The organism is Streptomyces sp. NPDC127097, assembly GCF_042724075.1.
In the GTDB taxonomy this organism is placed as follows: domain Bacteria; phylum Actinomycetota; class Actinomycetes; order Streptomycetales; family Streptomycetaceae; genus Streptomyces.
This window is the reverse complement of record NZ_JBHXFI010000004.1, coordinates 22,671-35,660: the sequence shown is the minus strand read 5'-3', so window position 1 is coordinate 35,660 and position 12,990 is coordinate 22,671. Positions and strand designations below refer to the sequence as shown.

At 75.5% G+C, this 12,990-nt stretch carries 10 protein-coding genes and 1 pseudogene; 9 read left to right on the top strand and 2 right to left on the bottom strand.

The features are described from left to right. Positions 1–135 precede the first annotated feature (135 nt). Entirely contained in the window at positions 136–1,812 is a 1,677-nt protein-coding gene (locus ACFWJW_RS05370) for a CocE/NonD family hydrolase (RefSeq protein ID WP_387235211.1), read from the top strand. 42 nt (positions 1,813–1,854) lie between these two features. On the opposite strand, the gene ACFWJW_RS05365 is transcribed toward ACFWJW_RS05370, so the two are convergent. After that, positions 1,855–3,546, bottom strand: coding sequence for an IclR family transcriptional regulator C-terminal domain-containing protein (locus tag ACFWJW_RS05365; RefSeq protein WP_387235209.1), 1,692 nt, complete (start codon positions 3,544–3,546; stop codon positions 1,855–1,857). Between the two features lie 175 nt (positions 3,547–3,721). Between ACFWJW_RS05365 and ACFWJW_RS05360 the strand changes: the two are divergent. The 7 genes and pseudogenes from ACFWJW_RS05360 to ACFWJW_RS05330 all read left to right on the top strand — a co-directional run. Then, positions 3,722–4,522: pseudogene (locus tag ACFWJW_RS05360) on the top strand (CoA transferase subunit A); the annotation flags it as partial. Between the two features lie 231 nt (positions 4,523–4,753). Then, complete coding sequence (locus tag ACFWJW_RS05355; RefSeq protein WP_387235825.1) at positions 4,754–5,515, top strand: CoA-transferase subunit beta; 762 nt, start codon at positions 4,754–4,756, stop codon at positions 5,513–5,515. Next, positions 5,515–6,330 (top strand): protocatechuate 3,4-dioxygenase subunit beta, encoded by an 816-nt coding sequence (gene pcaH, locus ACFWJW_RS05350; protein ID WP_387235206.1) that lies wholly within the window; start codon positions 5,515–5,517, stop codon positions 6,328–6,330. The genes ACFWJW_RS05355 and pcaH overlap by 1 nt, the downstream gene beginning before the upstream one ends. Further along, positions 6,330–6,977 (top strand): protocatechuate 3,4-dioxygenase subunit alpha, encoded by a 648-nt coding sequence (gene pcaG / locus ACFWJW_RS05345; RefSeq protein WP_387235204.1) that lies wholly within the window; start codon positions 6,330–6,332, stop codon positions 6,975–6,977. The genes pcaH and pcaG overlap by 1 nt, the downstream gene beginning before the upstream one ends. A gap of 55 nt (positions 6,978–7,032) precedes the next feature. Further along, a complete protein-coding gene (gene pcaB / locus ACFWJW_RS05340) occupies positions 7,033–8,481 on the top strand; it encodes a 3-carboxy-cis,cis-muconate cycloisomerase (RefSeq protein WP_387235822.1) in 1,449 nt (482 codons plus the stop codon). Continuing rightward, entirely contained in the window at positions 8,478–9,350 is an 873-nt protein-coding gene (gene pcaD, locus ACFWJW_RS05335; protein ID WP_387235202.1) for a 3-oxoadipate enol-lactonase, read from the top strand. The genes pcaB and pcaD overlap by 4 nt, the downstream gene beginning before the upstream one ends. Next, positions 9,347–10,534 carry a 4-hydroxybenzoate 3-monooxygenase gene (locus tag ACFWJW_RS05330; protein WP_387235199.1) on the top strand — a complete coding sequence of 396 codons (1,188 nt, stop codon included), beginning with the start codon at positions 9,347–9,349 and terminating at the stop codon, positions 10,532–10,534. Before pcaD ends, ACFWJW_RS05330 begins: the two co-directional genes overlap by 4 nt. Positions 10,535–10,550: 16 nt before the next feature. Here ACFWJW_RS05330 and ACFWJW_RS05325 read toward each other — a convergent pair whose 3' ends face one another. Beyond that, complete coding sequence (locus tag ACFWJW_RS05325) at positions 10,551–11,546, bottom strand: PP2C family protein-serine/threonine phosphatase (protein ID WP_387235819.1); 996 nt, start codon at positions 11,544–11,546, stop codon at positions 10,551–10,553. 330 nt (positions 11,547–11,876) lie between these two features. Between ACFWJW_RS05325 and ACFWJW_RS05320 the strand changes: the two genes are divergently transcribed. Further along, entirely contained in the window at positions 11,877–12,938 is a 1,062-nt protein-coding gene (locus ACFWJW_RS05320) for an NAD-dependent epimerase/dehydratase family protein (protein WP_387235197.1), read from the top strand. The last annotated feature ends 52 nt before the right edge of the window (positions 12,939–12,990 follow it).

The window sequence follows — 12,990 nt, the reverse complement described above, 5'->3', positions numbered from 1 at the left end:
CCGGGCGCCGCGCACCGTCGCCGCGTGCGCGCCCCCGAGGGCGGCCTCATGTCCCGCTCCGGCGCCCGGAGTTGTGGAAACCAGTCGGGCGTCCGGTATTCTCGTGCAACGTACGAGAATAGGTGAGGGGAAGACATGACGCCACACACGCATGACGTCGTACCGAGGTCCCACTGGGCCGCGCCGTCCGGGAAGCCGCCGTTGTCCTCGCGGCTGATGCGGGCGACCTGGCGCGGACTCCCGGCCAAGCAGCACGAGGTCGGCCGGGAGCCGGGCCTTGAGGTGCCGGCCGCGGACGGCAGCCCCCTGCGTACGGATCACTACTTCCCCCGTACGAAGGGCGACTTCCCCACCCTGCTCGTCCGCTCGCCCTACGGCAGGGGCGTGCCCTGGTCGCCCCTGTTCGGTGTGCTCTTCGCCGAACAGGGCTTCCATGTGGTCCTCCAGAGCTGTCGTGGCACCGCCGGGTCGGGCGGCCGGTTCGACCTCTGGCGCAACGAGGCCGCCGACGGTCAGGCCACCGTGTCCTGGCTGCGGCAACAGCCCTGGTTCAACGGAACGCTGGGCACCATCGGCCCCAGCTACCTGGGATATGTCCAGTGGGCGCTCGCCCTGGACCCGCCGCCGGAGCTCAAGGCGATGGTGGTCCAGGTCGGGCTGCACGACCCGCATGCCCTCTTCCACGCGGGCGGTGGGTTCCTCCTGGAGAACGCACTCGCCGTCGGCGTCGGCATGACCTACCAGCACCAGGGGATGCTGCCCCTCGTGCGGGCGACGCTGCGCCTCCAGCGCCGGATGCGCGCCATCACCGGCGCACGGCCGCTGCGCCGGGCGTATGAGTCCGCCCTCGGTGAAGTGCCGTGGCTGGACGAGGTGATGAGCCACCCGGACGCCGAGGACCCGTACTGGCACGGTGCGTCCGTGGCGGAGGCGGCGGAACGGCTGAGCGTGCCCACCGCGCTGATCACCGGGTGGCACGACGGGCTGGCCGACCAGACCTTCCAGCAGTTCGCCCGGCTGCGGCGGGCCGGATGTGCGTCGTCCCTGCTCGTCGGCCCCTGGACGCACACCTCCGCGATGCAGCAGGGCTGGCCCGAGGTCTTCGCCGAGAGCCTCGCCTGGCTGCGTGCGCATCTGTGCGGCGACCCCGCCGGGCTGCGCCCCACCCCCGTACGGGTCCATGTCGGCGGCGAGGACGCCTGGCGGGACCTCGACGACTGGCCGCCGGCCCCCGCCACGACCGCCTGGTTCCCGGCGGAGAACGGCGCGCTCAGCGGGCAGTCACCGGTGGTGGACGGCCCGTTGGCGTCCTTCCGCTACGACCCGGCCGATCCCACCCCGTCCGTGGGCGGGCCGTCGGTGTCCCGCGGCGCCGGCGTCGGTGACAACACCGCCCTGGAGGCGCGGGACGACGTCCTGACGTTCACCGGCCCGCCGCTGACCGAGCCCGTCGATGTCGTGGGGCCGGTCTCCGCGCGACTGCGGATCGCCACCGACACCGGCCACACCGAGGTCTTCGCCCGTCTCTGCGACGTGGACGCCCGGGGCCGGTCCAGCAACGTCTGCGACGGGCTGACGCGGGTGCGGACGAGCGGGGAGACCCCCTCGGAGGCCACCGTGCCGATGAGCTCCACGGCCCATCGTTTCGCCGCCGGGCACCGGATACGCCTCCAGATCAGCGGCGGCGCCCATCCGCGCTACGCCCGCAGCCCCGGCACCGGGGAATCGTCGGTCGAGGCCACCCGGCTCGTGCCGGTACGGCTCACCCTGCACACTGGATCGGTGCTGACGCTGCCTCAGGGGACCCCGTAGGGGACGGCCGGGGCGGGACCCCGTAGGGGAGTGCCGGGGCGGTCACTGCACCGGAATCCGTGTGTACCGCCCCGCCACCCACAGATCGGCCTCGATGCCGGCGGCGGCGGTGCGCAGGGCGGGCAGCAGGGCCTCGCGGGCCTCGTCGGGGGAGCGGCGGGCCGCGTGGGTGGAGACGTTGACGGCGGCGACGACCCGGCCGGTGCGGTCGTGGACGGGGACGGCGAGCGAGCGCAGGCCCTCTTCGAGCTCCTCGTCGACCAGGGCGTAGCCCGCCGAGCGGGCCTCTTCCAGGAGCGCGCGGAGCCGTTCGGGGTCCGTCACGGTGTGCCGGGTGAGCGGCTCCGGGCGCAGGCGGGCCAGCCGGGCGGAGCGCTCGGCCGGGGGCAGTCCGGCGAGCAGCACCCGGCCCATGGAGGTCGCATACGCCGGAAAGCGGGTGCCCAGCGTGATGTTGACGCTCATGATGCGCACGGTGGGGACCCGGGCGACGTACTGGATGTCGTCGCCGGAGAGCACCGCCATCGAGGCGGAGTCGTGCACCCGCTCGACCAGCGAGGCGAGATGGGGCCGGGCGATGTCGGGCAGGGTGAGGCCCGAGAGGTGGGCGAAGCCCAGCTCCAGCACCTTCGGCGTGGGGCGGAAGAGCTTTCCGTCGGTGGCGAGGTAGCCGAGGTGTTCCAGGGTGATCAGGGCCCGGCGGGCGGTGGCGCGGGCCAGGCCGGTGGCCTCCGCCACGGCGGTGAGCGGGAGCGCCGCGCGGCCGGTGCCGAAGGCGGTGAGGGTGATCAGCCCACGGGCCATCGATTCGACGAATTCCGGGCCCAGTTCATGCTTGGACGCGCGCATCCAGGTGGCGTGGGACGGGCCGGGGGCAGCGTCGGGGACCGGGCCTTTCCGGGGCGCCCGTAGCGCGTCCTCCATGGCGGAGACCGTCTCGCGCAGACGGGGGAGCACCGCGCCGGGCAGCGCGTCCGCGCTCAGCCGGCTGGTGTGGCTGACGACGCTGAGCGCACAGACCGGGCGGCCTTCGGGGTCCTGTACGGGCACGGCCACGGCCACCAGCCCCGGCTCGATGAGCTGATCGTCCAGGGACCAGCCGGCGGTGCGGGCGGCGGCCACCCGTGCCACGAAGTCCGCGCCCGGTGCGGCGCCGTCCGCCGCGTCCTCGGCGCGCCGCGGCGGGACGGCCGGGAAGCCCGCGTCCGTCGGGTCGGCCGCCCGGCGCGCCCGCCACCGCTGCCAGTCCGCCTCGTCCCAGCCGTCCGCGAACAGCGCGCCCGGCGCGCCCCGCTCGGCGGGCAGCAGATCGCCGATGCGGAAGGCCAGCGACATGGCGCGGCGGCGGGTCGCCTGGTGGACGAAGCGCACCCCGTCGCCGTCCGGCACCGCCAGCGAGACCGATTCGTCCAGCTCGTCGGCCAGCCGGTCGGCGAGCGGGCCGAGCCGGTCGGGGAGTTCGGAGGCGGCGAGGTAGGCGTTGCCCAGCTCCAGCAGCCGCGGCGCGAGCACCGCGTCCCGGCCCTCGGTCCGTACGTAGCCGAGCCGGGTGAGGGTGCTCAGTACCCGGTCCACGGTCGAGCGGGCGAGGCCGGTGTCGCGCACCAGATCGCCGACGGACCGCCGCCCGCCGCCGGCCGCCAGCTCCCGCAGCACGGACAGGCTGCGCATCAGCGGCCCCACCGCCTCCGGTGGCGGCGGCGCTGACGGGGCGGTGGCGGCGGGGTGGGTCATGGCCTCTCCCTGGAGCGTCGATCTCGTCGGAACCGTACCCGGCGCACCGTTGACAGGGCCGGGGACCGGGGCCAAACTCAGGACCACGGCATTATGAACTTAAGTTCACTATGCGAACAACCCGCCGCGGGGCGGCTCTTGAGGCCCGGCCCCGGGATGACCCGAGGGCGAGGACATGGCCGACATCCGTTCCCTGCGCGAGGCCGTCGCGGAGCTGATCCATGACGGCGACACCGTGGCGCTGGAGGGGTTCACCCACCTCATCCCGTTCGCCGCCGCGCACGAGATCATCCGGCAGGGCATCAAGGACCTCACGCTCGCCCGGATGACCCCCGATGTCGTCTACGACCAGCTGATCGGCGCGGGCGCGGCCCGGAAGCTGGTCTTCTCCTGGGGCGGCAACCCGGGCGTCGGTTCGCTGCACCGCTTCCGGGACGCGGTCGAGCACGGCTGGCCCGCCCCGCTGGAGATCGACGAGCACAGTCACGCCGGGATGGCCAACCGCTATGCCGCGGGCGCGGCCCGGCTCCCGTTCGCGGTGCTCCGCGGCTACCGGGGCAGCGACATCCCGGCCCGTACGCCCACGGTCTCCACTGTCGTCTGCCCGTTCACCGGTGAGGAACTGGCCGCCGTCGCCGCCCTCAATCCGGATGTCACGGTCATCCACGCGCAACAGGCGGACCGGGCCGGCAACGTCCAGCTGTGGGGCCTGACCGGGGTGCAGAAGGAGGCGGCCCTCGCCGCCCGGCGCGTCCTGGTCACCGTCGAGGAGATCGTCGGCACCCTGGAGCCGCGCCCCGGCTCCGTCGTCCTGCCCGCCTGGGTCGTCGACGCGGTCGCGCTGGTCCCCGGCGGCGCCCATCCGTCGTACGCGGCCGGCTATTCGGTCCGGGACAACGCCTACTACCGGCAGTGGGACGGCATCGCCCGGGACCGGGCGGCGTTCGGGCGGTGGCTGGCGGAGTGCGTGCGGGGGGAGGGGGACGGGGCGCGGGGAGCGGCTGTGGGGGACGGAAGCGTGGGTTACGGAGACGGTGACGGGGTCGGTGACGGGGTCGGGGCCGGAGTCGGGCCTGGGGCCGGGGGCGCCGCCGCCGCTCCGGCCGGCACCCCTGAGCGCGCCCCCGGTTCCGCCCCTGAGCGCGCCCCGGAGACCGTCCCCGACCGCACCCCGGAGGCCGCCCCCGACTGCACCCCCGACGAGCTGATGGAGGTCAATGCCGCCCGTGCGCTCGCGGGGGCGCGGACCTGCTTCGTCGGGATCGGGCTGCCCAGTACGGCCGCCAACCTCGCCCGCCGTACGGTCAATCCAGAGCTCGTGCTGGTTTATGAGTCCGGCACCCTCGGCTCCAAGCCGACCCGGCTGCCGCTGTCCATCGGGGACGGCGAACTGGCCGACACCGCGGACTCGGTGGTGTCGGTGCCGGAGATGTTCAACTACTGGCTACAGGGCGGCCGGATCGACGTGGGCTTCCTCGGTGCCGCACAGGTCGACCGGTTCGCCAATATCAACACCACCGTCGTCGACCGGGGCCCCGACAGGCCGGAGGGGCGGCTGCCCGGCGCGGGCGGCGCCCCCGAAATCGCCGCCAACTGCGGGCAGGTGCTGATGGTCCTGCGGCACCGCCGCCGCAACTTCGTCGGGGCGCTGGACTTCGTGACCACCCTCGGCCACGGTGCCGGCCCCGGCGACCGGGCGGCGCTCGGACTGCCCGGCGCCGGTCCGACGGCGGTCATCACCGACCTCGGCGTGCTGCGCCCCGACCCGGACACCGCGGAACTCGTCCTCACCGAGCTGCATCCGGGAGTGACGGTCGATCAGGTCCGGGCGGCCACCGGCTGGGACCTCAGGGCGGCCGACCGGATCGGCGTCACGGACCCGCCCACCGCCGCCGAACTCGCCGCCCTGCGGGCCCTGAAGGCGGCCGCCGCGGACGCACCGCCCCGCCACTCCCGGAAGGACGCCTGATGCCCACCGCACCCCCGCCCCGGCCGGCGCCCGCCGCCCCGCCGCTCCCCACCCCGGCCGACATCAGCCGGGAGATCGCCGCCCGGCACGCCGCCGCCGAACGGGAGCGGGCGGCGGGCGCCCCGGCCCCGGACCACCCCGCCCGGGACTTCGCCCCCTACCGCAGCAGCACCGCCCGCCACCCCCGCCGCCCGCCGGTGGAGATCGACCATCTCACCGACCCGGAGGCCGTGGAGCTCGGCGGCCCCGTCTTCGGCGTCACGGACGTCACCGACCTGGACGCCGACCTCACCCGGCAGCACACCGGCGAACCGCTCGGCGAACGCATCACCGTCACCGGCCGCGTCCTGGACCGCACCGGCCGCCCCGTACGCGGCCAGCTCGTCGAGATCTGGCAGGCCAACGCCGCCGGTCGGTACGCCCACCGGCGGGATCAGCATCCGGCCCCGCTCGACCCGCACTTCACCGGAGTCGGCCGCTGTCTGACCGATGACACGGGCCGGTACGCGTTCACCACCGTCAAGCCCGGCGCCTACCCCTGGCGCAACCACCACAACGCCTGGCGCCCGGCCCATATCCACTTCTCGCTCTTCGGATCGGCCTTCACCCAGCGGCTGATCACCCAGATGTACTTCCCCGGAGACCCGCTCTTCCCCTACGACCCGATCCTCGCCTCGGTCACCGACTCCACGGCCCGCGCCCGCCTGGTGGCCACCTACGATCACGAACTGACCGTCCCCGAGAGGTCCTTGGGCTACCGCTGGGACGTGGTCCTGGACGGCCCGTCCGCCACCTGGATCGAGGAGGGCCGCTGATGCCCCGCGCCACCCCCCGCCACGACCGGTCCGGCGCCCCGGCCGGATCGCTCGCCCCGACCCCCGCACAGACCATCGGCCCCTTCTACGGCTACGCCCTCCCGTTCCCCGGTGGCGGGCAGATCGCCCCCGTCGGCCACCCCGGCACGGTCACCGTGCACGGCTGCGTACGGGACGGGGAGGGCGCCCCGGTGCCGGACGCGCTGCTGGAGTTCTGGCAGGCGGGCCCGGACGGTGGCCGTACGGGCGCGCCCGGTTCGCTGCGCCGGGACCCGGCCACCGGCGCGGTCCTCGGCCGCAACGGGGTGGACTTCACCGGCTTCGGCCGGGTCCCCACCGACGCCGACGGGCGCTACGCCGTCCACACCCGGCCGGCCACCGCCCCCGCCGGGCGCCCGGACGCCGCGCCCTACCTCGCCGTGTGCCTCTTCGCCCGCGGTCTGCTCCACCACCTGTTCACCCGCGTCTACTTCCCCGGGCAAGCGGCGGACCGGCCCACCGACCCGCTGCTCGCGCGGCTTCCCGCGCAGCGCGCGGACACCCTGCTGGCCCGCCCCGACGGCCCCGGCCGGTACCGCTTCGACATCCGGCTCCAGCGGTCGGCGGACGGCACACACGAGGAGACGGTCTTCCTTGCCTACCGATGACCTGCCGTGCCGCGCACCGGATACGGCGGCACAACAGCCGGACGAGTCAGCCGACTTGGGGCTGCTGGCGCCGTCCTGGGCCGGCTCCGCCGTGGCCGCCGCCACCGGTGACGCCGGATATCTGCGGGCCCTGCTCGACGCCGAGGCCGCGCTGACGCGTGCCCAGGCCGCCCTGGGACTCGCACCAAAGGCCGCGGCCGCCGCCGTCACCGCCGCGGCCGCCGAGACCCACCGCTACGACCCCCGGGCCCTCGCGCTGCGCGCCCGTGCCGCGGGCAACCCCGTGGTCCCGCTCGTCGCCGACCTGACGGCCGCCGTCGCCGCCCGCGACCCCGAGGCCGCCGCCTACGTCCACCGGGGCGCCACCAGCCAGGACATCCTGGACACCGCCACGATGCTGGTCTGCGCCCGCGCCCTGGACACCGTGCTGCCGGACCTCACCCGCACCGCCGCCGCGCTGCGCCGCACCGCCGCCGAGCACCGCGACACCCCCATGGCGGGCCGCACCCTCACCCAGCACGCGGTGCCGACCACCTTCGGCCTCAAGGCCGCGGGCTGGCGCGGCCTGGTGCTCGACGCCCATGACCGGCTGGCGTCCGTACGGGCCGCGCTGCCGGTGCAACTGGGCGGCGCGGCCGGCACCCTCGCGGCCTTCCACGCCTACGCGGCGGACGACGGCCCGCCGCCCGCTCCCGACCTGGGGGCCCGGCTCCTCGCCCGCTACGCCGCCGAGACCGGGCTCGCCGCACCGGCCCTGCCCTGGCACACCCTGCGCACCCCGGTCGCCGATCTCGCCGGTGCGCTGGCCTTCACCGCGGGCGCCCTCGGCAAGGCGGCCGCCGATGTCCTCACCCTCTCCCGCACGGAGCTCGGCGAACTCACCGAGGGCAGCGGCGGCGGCTCCTCCGCCATGCCGCACAAGACCAACCCGGTGCGCGCCACGCTCATCGCGGCCGCCGCCCGGCAGGTCCCCGGGCTCGCCGCGGTGCTGTACGGCGCGCTGGCCGCCGAGGACGAACGCCCGGCCGGCGCCTGGCACGCCGAATGGCAGCCGCTGCGGGACGCCTTGCGGCTGACCGGCGGCGCGGCCCGGGACGCCGCCGTACTCACCGCGGAACTGCGCGTCCACCCGCACCGGATGCGGCAGAACCTCGACGCGACCGGCGGTCTGATCGTCACCGAACGCCTGGTCGCCGCCCTCAGCGCGCTGACCGGCCGCGCCGAGGCCCGCCGCCTCCTGGACACGGCGGCCCGGCGCACCGCGGAGCGGGGCATCGCGCTGCCGGCGGCGCTGGACGAGGTGCTGCACGAGGCTCCGCCCACGGCCCGTGACGGGGACCGGCCCGCCCCGTCCGGCGCCCCGGCCACCCCGCGCGAGGCCCCGGCCCTGTCCCCGTCGCGGCTGCGCCAACTCCTCGACCCCACTGGCTACCTGGGCTCCGCCGGCGCCCTCGTGGACCGTGCACTGGAACGCACCGAGCACCACCCACAGGAGTCCGCATGACCCAGCCGCCCGCCACCCCGCTCCCGCACCACACCGCGGACGGTTCCGAAGACGCCCCGCCGCTCCTCCTGGGCCCCTCGCTCGGCACCTCGCTCGCCGTCTGGGACCCCCAACTCCGGTCCCTGGCACGGCACCACCGCGTCATCCGCTGGGACCTCCCCGGCCACGGCGGCACCCCCGCCGGGGTGCTGGGCGCCGGGCCCGCCCCCACCACCACCGTCCCCGGCCTGGCCCGGCTGGTGCTCGGCCTCGCCGACGCCCTGGGCATCGACCGGTTCGCCTACGCCGGGATCTCGCTCGGCGGCGCCGTCGGGGCCTGGCTCGCCGCCCACCACCCCGAGCGGATCGCCTCGCTCGCCCTGCTCTGCTCCTCCGCACGGTTCGGCGAGCCGGCGGGCTGGCACGAACGGGCCGCGCTGGTGCGGGAAACGGGCCTCGGACCGATCGCCGACGCCGCCGCCGGCCGCTGGTTCACCCCGGCCTTCGCGGGCACCCCGCAGGCCCGGGCGCTGGTCGGGGCGGTGCGCCGGACGGTGACGCCCGCCGGCTACGCGGCCTGCTGCGACGCCCTCGCCGCATACGACCTGCGCGCCGGCCTGGCCCGGATCACCGCCCCCACGCTCGTCGTCGCGGGCCGCGACGACCCGGCCACCCCGCCCGCGCACGCCCGCGAACTCGCCGACGGCATCGCGGACGCCCGCCTGCTGGAGCTGCCCGGCGCCGCCCATCTCGCCAACGTGGAACGCCCCGCCCCGGTGCGGGACGCCCTCCTCGCCCACCTCGCGGCCCACCCGGACCACGGTTCCCCGGCCGCGGCCCCCGGCCCCGGCGCACCCGCACCCCACCCCGCGGAAGGAACGGCCCAGTGACCCACCCCCGCCACACCACGGTCGGCATCATCGGCGGCGGCCCGGCCGGGCTGCTGCTCGCGCGGCTGCTGCACCGCTCCGGCATCGACTGCGTCGTCCTGGAGAGCCGCGACCGCTCCTATGTCGAACGGCGCCAGCGCGCGGGCATCCTGGAACAGGGCACCGTCGATGTGCTGCGCGCCTGCGGGGCGGGGGCGCGGATGGACCGGACGGGCCTGGTCCACGACGGCATCGAGCTGCGCTGGAACCGGCGCGCCCACCGCCTCGACTTCCCCGCGCTGACCGGCGGCCGCCGGGTCATGGTCTACGCCCAGACGGAAGTGGTGAAGGACCTGATCGCCCTCCAGCTCGCGGACGGGCCACCGCTGCTGTTCGGGGCGCGGGCGCTCGCGGTGACGGGCGCGGACACCGGCCGCCCCGCCGTCCGCTACCACCACCAGGGCCGCGAGCAGACCCTGACCTGCGACTACGTCGTGGGCTGCGACGGCTTCCACGGTGTGGCCCGGGAGGCCGTACCGGAGGGCGTCCGCCGTACCTACACCCGCGGCTACCCCTACTCCTGGCTCGGGGTGCTCGCCGAGGTCCCGCCCTCCCACGAGGAGCTGATCTACGCCCACTCCGCACGCGGCTTCGCGCTGTTCAGCATGCGTACGCCGACCGTCAGCCGGCTCTACCTCCAGGTCCCCAACGGCACCGATCCCGCCGACTGGCCCGACGAGCGCATCTGGGACGAACTGGAGGCCCGCGCCGCGATCGACGGCCCCTGGAAACTCGCGCGCGGACCCCTCAGCGCCAAGGCGGTGCTGCCCATGCGGAGTTCGGTCACCGAACCGATGCGGTACGGACGGGTCCTGCTGGCCGGCGACGCGGCGCACATCGTGCCGCCCACCGGGGCCAAGGGCCTCAACCTGGCCGTCGCCGATGTCACCGTCCTGGCCCGCGCCCTCGACCAGTTGCACCGCACCGGCTCCACGGACCTGCTCGACGCCTACTCCGACACCTGTCTGCGCCGGGTCTGGCGCGCCGAACACTTCTCGGCGTTCATGACGACGACCCTGCACACCGCCCCGGACCAGAGCCCGTTCGACACCCGGCTCCAGCACTCCCAGCTCGACCGGATCGCCGGCTCGCCGCATGCCGCCGCGGAGCTGGCGGAAAACTACACGGGGCTGCCGCTGGGCTGAGGCCCGTTCACCGGCTCTACCGGTAGCGGACCAGCAGCATCGCCGCGTCATCGTGCAGCGGCCCCTCGACATGCTCGACCAGGTCCTCGCGCACCGAGCGCAGCGCGGCCTCCGGGTCGGGGTCCTTGAGCAGCGCGGCGCGTTCGTCGAGGGGGTAGAAGCGGTCCGCCGCGTCACGGGCCTCGGTGACCCCGTCGGTGTAGAAGAGCAACTGGTCGCCGGGGGTGAACGGCACCTCGTAGGGGGCCGGGGCGGCGGCGCCGTGCAGGGTGAGGCCGAGCGGCAGGGCGCGGTCGGGCGGGGACGCGAAGCCGACCGTGCCGTCGGGGCGGACGACCAGCGGCGCCGGATGGCCGAAGTTCAGCAGGGTGGCCCGCGGACCGTCACCGATCTCGGCGAGCACCGCCGTGACGAACCGTTCCCCGGACAGATGGCGGTTCAGCGCCCGTTCGACCCGTTCGCCGACGGCCGGCAGATCCGGTTCGTCATGTGCCGCCTCCCGGAACGCCCCCAGTACCACCGCCGCGCTCTCCACGGCCTCCAGGCCCTTGCCCTGCACATCGCCGACGATGATCCGCACCCCGGCGGGCGAGGTCACCACCTCGTACAGATCACCGCCTATCCGGGCCTCGGCCACCGCCGAGGTGTACGAGACCGCGATCCGCAGCGGGCCCGCGCCCCGCGGCACCGGGCGCAGCAGCACCCGCTGGGCGACCTCGGCGATCGAGCGGACGCTGGCCAGTTCGGCCTCCCGCCGCTGCCGCATCACCGCGGCGGCCACCCCGGCCGCGGTCACCCCGGCCACCGACAGCAGGGCGGTCAGGCCGCGCCGGCTCTCGAACAGCTCGCTGTGGACGCCCAGGACGAGGCAGAGCACGAACGCCGTCAGGCCGACCACGGCCGTCCGCCGCCAGCCGCCGACCAGCCCCGCGAACGCCGGGCCCAGCGACACCAGGGGCAGAAAGCCGACCCCCGGGCCCGCGGTCAGATCGACCGTGGTGACCACGGCCATGACCGCGTACGGGAGCACGGCCAGCGCGCGGGCGCCGGTCCGCTGCTCCCCTTCGTCCACGGCCAAGGTGTTCTCCGACGGTGTCAGGTGAAGTGATCGGGCAAGAGGGCCGTCGGCCGCCGGAATGTCCGAAAGCGGCCCCCGGCCCTCGAACTGAGCATAGGCAACATATGCCGTACCGAAATACCTCGAATGCGTGCTGTTACCGAATCGCAGTGGCACCGCCCGCCCGGAAAGCACCCCCGCCGGACCGGCCGCGGATCTTACGGACCCATGACGCGCCGTCCCGAACACGGGCCGGAACGCGCCGCCGCGTCTAGCGTCACCGGCATGCGTGTACTGGTCACCGGCGGCGCCGGATTCATCGGATCGCAGGTCGTCGAGGCGCTCCTGGCGCGCGGGCACGAACCCGTCGTCCTCGATGCGCTGCTGCCCTCGGCACACCCCGAACCCCCGCCCCCGCGCCCGGGGGAGCGACGCATCGTCGCCGACGTACGGGACCGGACGGCCGTCGACGACGCCCTGCGGGGCGTGCACGCGGTCTGCCACCAGGCGGCGATGGTGGGCCTCGGCAAGGACTTCTCCGATGCGCCCGACTACGTGGGCTGCAACGACCTGGGCACGGCGGTGCTGCTGGCCGCGATGGCCACGGCCGGGGTGCGGCGGCTGGTGCTCGCCGGGTCGATGGTGGTCTACGGGGAGGGGCGCTACACCTGTGCCCGCCACGGGGTGGTGCGGCCCGGCCCGCGGGCGGTGGCCGACCTGGCCGCCGGTCGGTTCGAGCCCCGCTGTCCGCACTGCGGCGCGGAGTTGCGGCCCGGCATGGTCGGCGAGGACGCCCCCACCGACCCGCGCAACGTCTACGCGGCCACCAAGCTCACCCAGGAACATCTGGCCGCCTCCTGGGCGCGCGCCACCGGCGGCCGGGCCGTCGCGCTGCGCTACCACAACGTCTACGGGCCCGGGATGCCGCGCGACACCCCGTACGCCGGGGTCGCCTCGTTCTTCCGCTCGGCGCTGGCCCGCGGTCAGTCGCCGACGGTCTACGAGGACGGCGGCCAGCGGCGTGACTTCGTCCATGTGCGGGATGTCGCGGCGGCCAACGCCGTGGCACTGGAAGCCCTGCCGGACCGGCCCGCGGGCGCCCTGACCGCCTACAACACGGGCAGCGGAGTGCCGCACACCGTCGGCGAGATGGCGCGGACCCTGGCCGCGGCGTGCGGAGGCCCGGCGCCCGTGGTGACGGGGGAGTACCGGCTCGGCGACGTACGGCACATCACCGCGTCCTCGCACCGGATCGCCGAGGACCTCGGCTGGCGGGCGGCCACCGGATTCGCGGCGGGGATGACGGAGTTCGCCCGCGAGGGCATGCGGGCGGCCCCGGCGGGATGACCCGCATGCCGTGCCGGCCGCCGTCCCCGCCCGCACCCCCCCAACTCCCCTT